13 protein-coding genes are annotated in these 11,571 nt (G+C 67.4%); 7 read left to right on the top strand and 6 right to left on the bottom strand.

The window, feature by feature from the left end; genetic code table 11:
* From ACIRA7_RS11420 to ACIRA7_RS11410, 3 genes are all read right to left on the bottom strand, one after another.
* Positions 1-1,393 (bottom strand): PAS domain S-box protein (locus tag ACIRA7_RS11420; RefSeq protein WP_396220969.1); only part of this gene is annotated, 1,393 nt, incomplete at its 3' end.
* Complete coding sequence (locus ACIRA7_RS11415) at positions 1,390-2,538, bottom strand: FIST signal transduction protein (RefSeq protein ID WP_396220968.1); 1,149 nt, start codon at positions 2,536-2,538, stop codon at positions 1,390-1,392. The genes ACIRA7_RS11420 and ACIRA7_RS11415, both read right to left, overlap by 4 nt.
* Positions 2,539-2,606: 68 nt before the next feature.
* Positions 2,607-3,212, bottom strand: a complete 606-nt coding sequence (locus tag ACIRA7_RS11410) for a GNAT family N-acetyltransferase (protein ID WP_396220967.1) — start codon at positions 3,210-3,212, stop codon at positions 2,607-2,609.
* A gap of 104 nt (positions 3,213-3,316) precedes the next feature.
* Here ACIRA7_RS11410 and ACIRA7_RS11405 point away from each other — a divergent pair, with 104 nt between their 5' ends.
* Entirely contained in the window at positions 3,317-3,934 is a 618-nt protein-coding gene (locus ACIRA7_RS11405) for a TetR/AcrR family transcriptional regulator (RefSeq protein WP_396220966.1), read from the top strand.
* A 102-nt stretch (positions 3,935-4,036) separates the two neighbouring features.
* Positions 4,037-4,711: a sigma-70 family RNA polymerase sigma factor gene (locus ACIRA7_RS11400; RefSeq protein ID WP_396220965.1), complete on the top strand. Its 675-nt coding sequence runs from the start codon at positions 4,037-4,039 to the stop codon at positions 4,709-4,711.
* Positions 4,712-4,729: 18 nt separating this feature from the next.
* Here the strand turns inward: ACIRA7_RS11400 and ACIRA7_RS11395 are convergent, their stop codons facing one another.
* A complete protein-coding gene (locus tag ACIRA7_RS11395; RefSeq protein WP_396220964.1) occupies positions 4,730-5,398 on the bottom strand; it encodes a hypothetical protein in 669 nt (222 codons plus the stop codon).
* A 31-nt stretch (positions 5,399-5,429) separates the two neighbouring features.
* Positions 5,430-6,023, bottom strand: coding sequence for a CGNR zinc finger domain-containing protein (locus ACIRA7_RS11390; protein ID WP_396220963.1), 594 nt, complete (start codon positions 6,021-6,023; stop codon positions 5,430-5,432).
* A gap of 156 nt (positions 6,024-6,179) precedes the next feature.
* Here ACIRA7_RS11390 and yjjX point away from each other — a divergent pair, with 156 nt between their 5' ends.
* A complete protein-coding gene (gene yjjX, locus ACIRA7_RS11385) occupies positions 6,180-6,758 on the top strand; it encodes an inosine/xanthosine triphosphatase (RefSeq protein ID WP_396220962.1) in 579 nt (192 codons plus the stop codon).
* Here the strand turns inward: yjjX and ACIRA7_RS11380 are convergent.
* Entirely contained in the window at positions 6,743-7,663 is a 921-nt protein-coding gene (locus ACIRA7_RS11380; RefSeq protein ID WP_396220961.1) for a universal stress protein, read from the bottom strand. The two genes, yjjX and ACIRA7_RS11380, sit on opposite strands and share 16 nt — an antisense overlap.
* A 64-nt stretch (positions 7,664-7,727) precedes the next feature.
* Here ACIRA7_RS11380 and ACIRA7_RS11375 point away from each other — a divergent pair, with 64 nt between their 5' ends.
* The 4 genes from ACIRA7_RS11375 to ACIRA7_RS11360 all read left to right on the top strand — a co-directional run.
* On the top strand, positions 7,728-8,189 hold the full coding sequence (locus ACIRA7_RS11375; RefSeq protein ID WP_396220960.1) for an acyl-CoA thioesterase: 462 nt from the start codon (positions 7,728-7,730) through the stop codon (positions 8,187-8,189).
* Between the two features lie 9 nt (positions 8,190-8,198).
* The gene (locus ACIRA7_RS11370; protein ID WP_396220959.1) at positions 8,199-9,434 is read left to right on the top strand and encodes a 4-hydroxy-3-methylbut-2-enyl diphosphate reductase; all 1,236 of its coding nucleotides are present in this window, start codon (positions 8,199-8,201) and stop codon (positions 9,432-9,434) included.
* A 38-nt stretch (positions 9,435-9,472) separates the two neighbouring features.
* The gene (locus ACIRA7_RS11365) at positions 9,473-11,080 is read left to right on the top strand and encodes a bifunctional metallophosphatase/5'-nucleotidase (RefSeq protein ID WP_396220958.1); all 1,608 of its coding nucleotides are present in this window, start codon (positions 9,473-9,475) and stop codon (positions 11,078-11,080) included.
* A gap of 39 nt (positions 11,081-11,119) precedes the next feature.
* Positions 11,120-11,571: SDR family NAD(P)-dependent oxidoreductase (locus tag ACIRA7_RS11360; RefSeq protein WP_396220957.1), on the top strand; the 452-nt coding region annotated here is incomplete at its 3' end.

Here is an 11,571-nt window from a genome sequence, read left to right as displayed (position 1 = left end):
CGTACATCGCGGTGTCGGCGTTGCGCAGCACCGTTTCCTCGTCGTCGGCGGGCTCGGCGATGGCGATCCCGATGCTGACGCCGATGACCACTTCCCGTCCGCTGATGCGCATGGGCATGCGCAGCAACATGAGCAGGCGTTCGGCGAGGAGCTCGGGATCGTCACCCTGTTCGATGGACTCGATGACCACCGAGAACTCGTCGCCGCCAAGGCGTGCCACGGTCTCGCCGGTCCGCACGGCGCTGGCAATGCGGCGTCCGACGATCTGCAGCAATTCGTCGCCGACGGCGTGGCCGAGGGAGTCGTTCACCCGCTTGAACCCATCGAGGTCGAGCAGGATGACGGCCACGCGGCTGTTGCCGCGGCTGCGCCGCTCGAGCGCGTGACGCAACCGATCCCGGAAGAGGACGCGGTTGGCCAGGCCGGTGAGGTCGTCCCGGAACGCCTGCTTCAGCAGCTGGCCTTCCATGCGCTTCCGTTCGGTGATGTCCTGAATCATGCCGATCAAGCGCACTTCGCCGCCGTGGAGCACCCGGGAGACCGTGAGTTGGCCCCAGACGATGTGCCCCTGCCGATGGAAGAAACGGCGCTCGAGGGAGACCGAGTCGCGTTTGCCTGAGCGGAGATCGAGGCTCAGTTCGCGCACGGCGTCCATGTCTTCCTCGGGAGACAGCGTGATCGCCTGCAGGCCCACGACTTCACTCGGGGCGTAGCCGAGCAGCTCCTGGGATGCCGGGTTGGCTTCGAGAATCACGCCTTCGTATGACAGGACGTGAATGGCGATGCCGGCGTGGTCGAAGAACGCGCGGAACCGGGCTTCGCTTTCGGCGCGGGCGCGGATGGACGCGCGCTCGAGCGTGACATCGCGGATGTGGACGATGACCGCTTCGTGCTCCTGCAGCACGACGGCGTGGAACATGATTTCCGCGTCGAGGGTGCGGCCGTCCCGCGTGTGCAACGTCGCGCTCACTGGTGTCCCCGGCGCGGGGAGCGGGACGTCCGGCGCGAGCATCGGCGCGAGCAGACACGCGTCATCGCCGGAGAGCCGCAGGCTCTCGATCGGCTGATCGAGCACGTCCCGTTCGGTGTAGCCGAAGGTTGTCTCGGCGGTGTGGTTCCAGGCGATGAGGCGGCGGTCGATGCGGCTCACGGCGAACATCGCCATGGGGCTTTCGTCGAAGAGCCGGCGGTAGCGCTGTTCGCTCTGCTGCAGGCGATCGTAGCGCGACTCGAGTTCACGGGACAGCTCGTTCATGGCGACCGCGCCCAGCTCGCGCTCGCGATCGACATCGTACAGCAGCGCACTGACGGCTTTGAGGATCGGTAGCATCGCCTCCGACGTGTCGGAAATGCCATGCCGTCGCAGCTGCCGTTGCACGTAGGGGTGCATCATCCGAGCTCCGCGATTGTCGTCACGGTCATCGTCTGGTTGTGCAGCACCGCGGCGGCAAGCTCGCGGCCATCGCTATGCGGCGCGATCTCGCCGTTGCCGTAGAAGCCGACCACGGTGGAGGCTCCGCTGAGTCGGCCGACTTCCTCAAGTTCTTCATCGACGCGGCTTCGCATGACGGCGCGACGACCGATGCATGAGATGCAGAGGGTCAGGGCGTTGCTCGTATCGGCGATACCGGCGTGAGCCAGCTCGGCGGCGCGTGCGGCGCCGTCGATCAGTTTGTCGGTGGTGGTCCGCATCAGTCGCACGATGCTCCCGGTGGGAATGTCGCCCGCGAATCGCATGGACCCTGCGATCTCGTCGATGGCGAGCAAGGTTCTCACCGAGACGGGCCCGTCTCGGACGGCCCGAACCGCGAGCGGAAAGAGCAATCCACTGCCCGGCAGCTCCTTGGCGAAGTCACCAAGGTAGCGCGCGTAGACGTCGAGCGCGCGCTCACCGTCGAGTTCGAACACCTCAGCCACCGTGGAGCGCGTGACGATGCGCTCTGGTCCGAAGAAGTCCCATCCGCCCGCCGATCCGGTGCCGATGCGCAGTGACTCGCCGACGAGCCCCAGCGCAACGATGCGGCCCGTGATGGGCGTGTCATTGAGACCGATCACGGAGCGAGTGAGGACAACGCCATTGGAGGCGAGGCCACCGGACACCAGCACACCGGCGGGAAGTAACGGGTTGAGGCCGTTCAGGAAGCCGGCGGCGTTCATACCGATCCCTTCCGCGAAGATCAGCACATGGCGGAGGCCGGCGATCTTGGCCAGTTCGGCGCCGATCTCGGCACCCCGCTGGCGGCTGTTTGCGACCGTGACGTCGCCACGCATGACCGGATGGATGGACGCGTGGTCGAAGGAGACGGTCGTGACGACGGTCTGTGCGTCGTCCACCGCACTATTGGCGACCTGTCCGCCACCGGAGACGTAGAGGTGCTGCGCGGCGGGGAAGCGCTCGGTGATCGCGGCGAACCACGCCTGGTCCGGGGGATCGACCGGGCCAAAGCTCAACACCAGCTGGACGGCGCTGTCCGGGGCGACGGGCAGCGGCGTTGACCAACCGGCATCCGGCGTCCAGAGCGATGAGCGTACGCGCATGATCGATATTTCGAGGAGTCAGCCGCATCGTGCGCCGCGGAATGCGGCGCGAACGTGCGGGCCGGCCGTCAAGCCAACATCGTGGTGCAGTAGGTCTCGACACGGAGAATGCGGAATCCCCGTGCGAGATAGTTCGGTAGCGCCGCCGCGGCGTCAAGCGTACACGTGTGCAGCCAGATCCGGTTGGCGCCCCAATTAAAGGCCGTCTCCACCGCTTGCACCACCAACCAGCTACCAAGTCGGCGCCCGAGCACCCGTTGGTCGAGCCCGAGGTAGGCGATTTCTACCGACCCGTCTCCGTGCCGCTCGAGCTCGAGAAAGCCGGCGGCCTCGGGCCATTCCGGGCCAAGATCGGCGGTCACGCGAAACACCTGAACGTCCGGCCGTGCGAGATGCGCCGCCAAGGAGTCATCGCTCCACGTGTCGCGGTCGTGCCAGTGCCACGGCGCACCGATCTGCCGATACAACGCCCGCCACTGCTCGACCGTGCAGGGGGCAATCCGATCCAGTGTCGCGACCGTGCCGGTCGATTGCCCCGGCACCAGCTGCTGGCGGGAAGACACCTCGAGATAGGTGCGCGTCACCTCGTGGACGGTCGAGGTGACCATCGGCGGTTCCGCATTCGGACCGATCGGTCCTAGTTCCAGCGAATCCCCGTCGCTGTTTTCTTTCATGCGGAAAACCTTGAGTGTGTCTAAGTGTTTGTCAAGTAGTCATTTACCAAAGTTTCTCGGGAGCGCTTGCATATTGGACCGTATGGTCCTAGTTTCGCTGAACGATGTCAGAACGCCGAACGCAAATCCTGGACGCTGCCGCGACGTTGATCTCCGAGCGAGGGTTCACCTCGACCTCGGTCGACGACGTCATCAAGGGCGCGAAATTGAGTGGCAAGAGCCACTTCTATCACTACTTCAAGTCGAAGGAAGAACTCGGCTATGAGGTGCTGAACCGTCAGTTCGAGCGATTCGCCGAGCGCGGGCTCGCGATCCTGCGCGAGCCGATGATCGACCCGCTCGAGCGGCTGAACCTGTTCATCGATGCGGTCGTGGCCCTGCAGTCGGAAAGCGGCGGCCGCCGCGGCTCACCGTTCGGCAACCTGGCGGCTGAGTTGGCCGACGCCCACGAAGGGTTCCGGGTCCGGATCGAAGCGGTGTTCGAGCGCTGGGCCAGTCAGATCCGCTCGCTGCTGTGGGAGGCCCGTCCGCAGTTGAACGATGATGTGGATGCCGTGCGGCTGTCCCGGTTCATCATCGCCGCACTGGAAGGCGCCGTGCTCATGACGCGCGTGAAGCGCGACCTCTCGGTGCTCGAGGGCATTGCCGCGGATCTGAAGCGATTCATCGCCATGCATGTGCGCGATGGTGCGTCGTCGTTGCTGCCTCGGAACTTCGAGTAGCCCGAACACTCACGGTACGACGTTGGGGGGACATGTGGGTTCCCGCGATGGCAGGATGACGGCGACTGCTGCGCACCGCGCAGACTAAGGGAGAACGGGATCATGGTGAGCATGAACAGCGAGGTCGTGTTGCTGGCGACCGTACCGCGCGACGCGGGTGATGCAGCCAACCGCAGTGCCGATCGGGTGGCGCGTCGCGCGCAGTTCGAGCGCGAGGCGCTCGTGCACCTCGATGCGCTGTATTCGTTTGCCCTGAAGCTGGCGCGTTCGCGCGACGACGCCGAGGATCTGGTGTCGGACACGCTGCTGCGTGCGCTCGAGCGGTGGGAGCAGTACCATCTCGGCACGAACATCCGGGCGTGGTTGTTCACGATTCTCTATCACGTGTTCGTGAGCCGGAAGCGTCGCATCGACGCGCGTGAAGTGCAGCAGCCGGAGGATACGGAAGGCTGGGCGCTGTTCGAGGCCGTTGGTGAGGCCGATCCCGAAGGACGCTTCTACGACTCGTTTCTCGACGACGAAATCACGCGCGCGATCCGCGCGCTGCCTGAGGAGTATCGGGCGGCGGTCGTGCTGAGTGATCTCCAGGGGCTGCGGTACGCTGAAATTGCGACGGCGCTTGGCGTGCCCGAGGGCACCGTGAAGTCGCGCCTCTTCCGCGGACGCCGCCTGCTGCAGCGCAAACTCGCGAACTATGCGGTTGAGATGGGCTACTTGAAGGAGTCGGTCGTGCGCGCGGTAGTCTCGCCCAGCGTGACGGCCATCGTGGGCGCGTAAGCGTCCACGGGGTGGTACTCAGGCGTCGCGAGCGAGCGACCCGGTCGCGCTGGCCAGTTCGTGGAGCGCGCGCTCCACGGTGCCACTCCAGCGGCGCAGTTTTTCGCGGACGGCGGCGAGCTCGGCCCGATTCGCGGCCGAGTCGCGTGATGCGTCGTCGTGCAGGGTGGTCAGTTCGATCACCCGCGCCTTCATGACATCGAGCGCGCCGGAGAGCGAATCGCGTTCGCGTTCGGCGTCTTCGAGCAACTCGTGGACGCGCGCCCGGGTCTGCGTAAGCAGCGTACACATGGCCCGCCACGCGTCGCGCTCGATCGTGAGTTGATGGCGTGATGCGGTGTCCTCGGCGAGCCGTTCGCGCAGCCGGGCCAGCCGTTGGACGAGCGATCCATTGCCATTGACCGCGGTGCCGGGGCCAAGGACCGTCAGGGCGGCTTGGAGTTCCTTGTCGAGTTCCAGCGCGCGCCGTTCGAAGTCATCACGCGCCGCCCGCGTCTCGTCGAGCGCGGCCAGCGCTTCGCGCAGCGCGCGCAGCTCGACGGCGATGCGGCGGACGCCGCGCGCGTCACCTTCGGAGACCAGCCACCGCAAGGACGCGACGAAGCCGCGCTCCAGGGTGAGGTCCGGATCGGCCTCCGCGCGCGCGATCGCGTCGATTGCGCGCGCGGGGGTGCGCGGCGTCGTCATGCGGCGCGCCTCTGGCGACGCGAGCTCGTGCTCACGGACGCGCTCCCGTGCGTGCCCGATGGCGCGCGGCCTTGGCGCGATTGCCGCACGTTCCCATATCGCACCACCGGCGGAGCCCATTCTTGGTGCCGTCGAGAAACACGCGGTGGCACCGTGGATCGGCGCAGCGGCGCACGCGGGCGAGCTCCGCGGCCACCAGGGAGTCGGCGGCGGATTCGACGATCGGGATCATCAGCCCGGCGAATGCATCGCCCGTGGGCACGAAGGCGCGGGTGTATCCGCCCTCGGCGCGCGGATCGAGGCGACGCGTGCCCGCACTCCGACCGAGCACCCGGTTGATCTCCAGCACGGCATCGTCGCGGACGTGCTCGGAGAGATGCCCGCGTTCGGCCAGCACCCGAAGCGCGGCGCGCACTCGCCGGGCGTCGACCAGCGTGGCGGCGGCGGCGGCTGGCTGCAGCACCGCCCGCCGCCGAATGCCTGCCGCGCGTTCGTCGTCCACCGCTCCCTCCTCCTGAAACCAGACCAAGAGCGCCTCGAAGTCGCGCAACAAATCTCCCCCCGGCGTTTGCGCGGCGGCATCGGTGTTGACGAAGTCGAGCCAGAGTGTCGTGCGAGGAGGCACGGGTCCTGGTGGACGATCGCGCGAGTTGGCCCGTCGCGCGTCGGAGAGGGTGACGGACATATCGTTGATTCAGCAGAGCTAGGTTACTTGTATACGTGGCTGCGAGCAAGCGCTGCGTGCTAACCTTGCTGCTTTTCTTCTGCCCGTGGACTGCCTATGAGCGTTCGTTTCGTGCGCGTTGCCGTCGGGTCGACGAACCCGGTGAAGCTTGCCGCCGTGCGCGCCGTGCTCGCGCGTATCCAGCCGGGGCTACCGGTGGAGGGCGTCGAGGTCGCGAGCGGCGTGCCGAACCAACCCATGGGCGACGAGGAGACGCAGCGCGGTGCCCGGAATCGCGCGACGGCTGCGCTCGCGTTGACCGGGGCGGATATCGCGGTTGGCCTCGAGGGGGGCGTGGTGGCGCTGGCCGATGGCCGCATGCGCAGCTGCGCGTGGGCGGTCGTGGTGGATCGCGACGGCCTCGAGGGGATGGGCGGCTCGCTGTCGATGCCGCTCCCGGATCGGGTCGCCGACCGGATTCGTGCCGGGGAGGAATTGGGGCACGCGATGGACGCGCTGGCCAACGTGGTGGGGACCAAGCACGGCCGTGGTGCGGTCGGCATTCTCACGGCCGGGCTGATCGACCGGCAAGGGGCCTACGAGCCGATGGTCGCCTATGCGCTGGCGCCGTGGCTGGCGCCAGCGTTCTTCGCACCGGCGCCAACGACGCCGGTGGCCGATCAGGACGGCCGGTAAACCAATACCGGCGTGTGGCTGTGCCGGATGACTTCGTCGGCCACACTGCCCAGAACCATACGCTTGAGTCCGCCGCGACCGTGGGTGGCCATGGCGAGGGCGCCAGCCGAGACGCGGGTGGCTTCGTCGACGATGGCGCGCGACACGCTCATGTCGCTGACCGCGTGCACGGTGGTTCCGGGCGGGCACGCGCTCGCGATGCGCGAGAGGTACTCACGGTATCCGGCCTCCTCGAGCGCCATGGCGCTATCGTCGGCGAGCAGCGCTTCGGCGCCGAACGGCGCCATCGGCATGGCGTGGGGCACCGCCACCGAGAGCAGCGTCATCGTCAGGCCGGCCACCTGCGCAAACATCGTGGCGTGCGGCAGGATCGCCTCGGCAAACGGCGAGCCGTCGAGGGTGCACAACAGCGGACCCACGGGCAGCTCCGGCGCCGCTTCGCTTCCCGAACCGCGCACGAGATACACCGGCGCGGTGGCGCGCGTGAGATAGGCGGCGGCCACGCTGCCGAGTCGCAGGCGCTCGAAGCCGCTGCGTCCGTGCGAGGTCATGACGGTGAGGTCGACCCCCGCCGCCTGCGCGTGCTCGACCAAGGCCTCGATGATCGTCCCCTCGAGCAAGACGGCGCTGGCGGCGATACCCTGCGCCGTGAGGTCGGCCAGCGCGGCATCGAGGGTGGCCTGATCCTGTGCTCGGTGCTCGCTGACCAGTTCCGCGTCGTACACGGGAATGGCCACTTCGCCGGGCACGAAGGGGATGTATGCGCTCGGATCATGGACGAGCGCGAGCTGCACCTGGGCGCCGCTGCGGCGGGCCAGGGCGACGGCGATGGGCAGGGCGCGGGCACTCAGCGCCGAGCCGTCCAACGGCACGAGGATGGTCTTATACATTGCCACACGTTGCATGCCAGGGAGCGTTCCTGCCAGAGGGGATTTCCCGACCGTTTGTCACCGTTCTGCACCGAGTCTCATGACTGCACCGCGTCCCTTTGTCGTGCACGAGCGCGTCCGCTGGGCGGATGTGGATCTCGTGGCAATCATGCGTTTCAGCGCCTTTCCGCGTTTGGTGGAGGTGGCGGAGCAGGAGCTGCTCCGGGCCGCGGGGCTGCCGTACGCCACCCTCTTCGACGCGCCGCGCATCTGGATGCCGCGGCGTCGGCTCGAAATCGACTACATCGCGCCGGCCCGCCTCGATGATGACCTCGCGCTCGTCACCTACGTGTCGCGGATGGGGGACACGTCGCTCACGCTGCAGGTGGACGTCCGAAACGCGGCCAGTCAGACCCTGATTGCCGCGGCGACGATGGTCGTGGTGTGCGTGACGGTGGAGGGATTCGCGAAGCGGCCGCTGCCGCGCATCACCCGCGAGCTGCTGGCCCCGTTCGTGCTGAGTGTGGACGAAGCCCGGGCCGGCGCGCCCGAAACGCGCTAGATTGCCGACATGTCCGACATGACGTACGTCCGCAAAGGCTTCGGCCTCAAGGCCGAGGTGCAGGATACGCTCGCGGCCGACTACACCGGTCAGCTGGTGGATATGCTGCGCGCGCAGGAGTACACCCTGCAGGCGGGCGACACCACCGTGCGCCTCGCCAAGGAATTCGGGTTCTGCTACGGCGTGGAGCGGGCGGTCGACTACGCCTACCAAACACGCCGGAAGTTTCCCGACAAGCGGATCTTTCTGGCGGGGGAGATCATCCACAATCCGCACGTCAACGCGAAGTTGCGCGAGATGGGCGTGGTATTCCTCTCGGCCAGCGGCAAGGGATTCGACTATACGCCGGTGGAGCCGGCCGATGTCGTGATCCTGCCCGCGTTCGGCGTCACGATTCAGGATTTCCAGACGCTGCGCGATCTGGGATGCGTGGTGGTCGACACGACCTGCGGCTCGGTGCTGAATGTGTGGAAGCGCGTCGAGGTGTACGCGCGCGACGGCTTCACCTCGCTGATCCACGGCAAGTTCTACCATGAGGAAACGCGCGCCACGGCGTCGCAGGTGGAGAAGTATCCGGGTGGGCAGTACATCGTCGTGCGCGATATGGCGGAGGCCAATCTCGTCATGGACTACATCGAGGCGCGGGCCGGCAAGCCGACGCCGCGTCCGCCGTTGTCGCGCGCCGAGTTCTTGCAGACGTTCGCCAAGGCCGCCTCGGATCATTTCGATCCCGATCTGCATCTGGATCGTATCGGCGTCGCGAATCAGACCACGATGTTGGCGCGCGAGTCGCTGGCGATCGGTGCCGCCGTCGGGGACGCAATGGCCCGCGCGTACGGCGAAGGGCATCGCTCCGAGCATTTCCGCACCTTCGACACGATTTGCAGTGCGACGCAGGATCGGCAGGATGCGGTGGTCGAACTGCTGGCCGAGCCGCTCGATCTCATGGTGGTCGTGGGTGGCTACAACTCCAGCAACACCATTTCGCTGGCCGCCCTGTGCGCCGAACAGGTGCCGACGTACCACATCGCGGATCCTGACGAAATCGATGTCGCGGGCAACGCGGTGCGCATCCGTCGCGTGGGGCCGCATCACCACGAGGACGAAGTGACGAACTGGCTGCCCACGACGGGCGCGCTACGGGTCGGGATCACCGCCGGGGCCAGCACGCCGAACAACAAGATCGGCCAGGCCGTGGCGCATGTCTTCGCCATTCGCGGCGAGCGCGTCGACACGAGCCTCTGAGGGCATCCTACGGCTCACGAAACCGGAGATCTTGGCGTATGAACGGCACCACGGTGGCGTTCCGCGCGCATGGGGGTACGGCCGCCGGCTTCCTGCGCGCGGTTGTGCGTAGCGTGCTGGTGGCCGCCGGTGGTCTCCTCGTGGCGTGCCGTACGCCGGCGCCGGGAGCGCCGGGCGTGGCCCCGTCGGCGCGGAGCACGGTGCAGACCGTGCGCATGCTGCTGGTGAACGACGTGTACGTACTCGATACCCTGCGCGACGGCCGAGGCGGCGTGGCCCGCGTGGCGGCGCTGCGCGACTCGATCGAACGCGCGAACGGTGCGCCCGTGCTGTACGTGCTGGCCGGCGACGTGCTGAGCCCGAGCGTGCTCGGGAAGTGGTACGGCGGCGCCCAGATGGTGGATGGGTTCAATGCGGCGCGGCTCGATGTGGCAACGCTGGGGAATCATGAGTTCGACGGCTCGCGCGATAACCTCGTGGCGCGGTTGCGCGAGTCGCGATTCTCGTGGCTGTCGGCGAACTGCGGAGAAGCGACCGGTGCTCCGTTCCCCGGCGTGCGCGGTTGGGACACGCTGCGTGTGGGCGGTGTGAAAGTGGGCGTGCTCGGCACCACCGTACTCCGCGACTACGCGCCGTACGTGTCATGCCGCGATCCGGACCGCGCGACCACGGCGGCGGTCGATACGCTGCTCGGCGAGGGCGCCGAGTTGGTGGTCGCGCTGACCCACCGGTTCATGGTGGACGACGTCGCCACGCTCGAGAACGAGCCGCGCCTCACGGCCATTCTCGGCGGGCACGATCATGATGGGCGTCGGGTGGTGCGCGACGGCCGCGTGCTCGTGAAGGCGATGTCGAATGCCCGCACGGCGATCCTGGTGACGTTCACGCGCGACGGCACATCGCCTTGGCGGGTGACCGATCACCGCTTCGACATCGGTCCGGGCCTGCATGACGACCCAACCACGCTGGCGGTGGTGCAGCGGTGGCGCGACACGCTCACGCGTCGGATCGGTCCCGACCGCGTGCTCGGCATGGCGCCGGAGCCCATCAACGCCATCGATTCGATTTCGAAGCGGGAAAGTCGGTTCGGCAACATGGTCGCCGACGCGATTCGCGTGGGCACGGCGGCGGATGTGGCGCTGATCAATTCGGGCGCCTTGCGGTTCGATGATATCATGCAGGCGGGACCGATCACGCGGCACATGATCGAGGGCGTGTTTCTGTTCGCCGACGAAACGCGCGTGGTGACGTTTCCGCTCAGCGGCGCGCGCCTGCGCGATCTGCTGGAGGTCAGCGTGGGGCGCGGCGGCCTCGACAACGGGCCGTATCTGCAGGTGAGCGGGGTACGGTTTCGCTTCGATGCCACGCTTCCGAGTGGTGCCCGCGTGGTGGGCGACCTTGCGCGCGACGATGGACGGCCGATCGGTGCCACGGACACACTGCAGCTGTCGATCGTGACGTATCCGGCGTGTCGCGGCGGCGACGGGTATCGCATTCCGGAAGCGATACCCGCATGCCGTTCGCTTCAAGAGCAGCCCGGCACGCGTCCGCGCACGGCCGATCTGGTATTGCAGCATCTCGAGCAGATGAATGGCCGAATCGTCGCGCCGCCGGTCGGCCGCGTGACGCGTCTCGATCGGCGCTGACGACGGCGTTTCCCGGTTCCCTTCACCAGGCCCACTGCCATGCACGAGCCCCTTCCCCCGCGCACTGCCGACGCGATCGCGCGACTGCGCCTCGATGGTAAAGTCGCGATCGTTACCGGAGGCACCCGAGGCATCGGGCTGGCCATTGCCACGACGCTGGCGCGAGCGGGAGCCAAGGTCGCGATCTCGAGCCGCAAGGCCGAGCACGTCGAGGCCGCCGTGGCGGCGCTGCGCCTCGACGGGCTCGACGTGGTCGGGATTCCGGCGAACATGGGGAAGGCGGCCGATGCGCACGAGCTGGCGGCCCGCACCGTGGAGCACTTCGACGGGATCGACATCATCGTGAACAATGCCGCCACGAACCCGATTTTCGGACCGCTGCAGCAGGCCACCGACGACGCGTTCGACAAGATCATGTCGGTGAATGTGAAGGGTCCGCTGGAGCTGTGCCGAACGGCGCATACGATCATGGCGCAGCGCGGAGGTGGCGC

It is taken from the genome of Gemmatimonas sp., from assembly GCF_044376735.1.
Classification (GTDB): Bacteria; Gemmatimonadota; Gemmatimonadetes; order Gemmatimonadales; family Gemmatimonadaceae; genus Gemmatimonas.
This window is presented reverse-complemented; position numbering and strand designations above follow the sequence as displayed.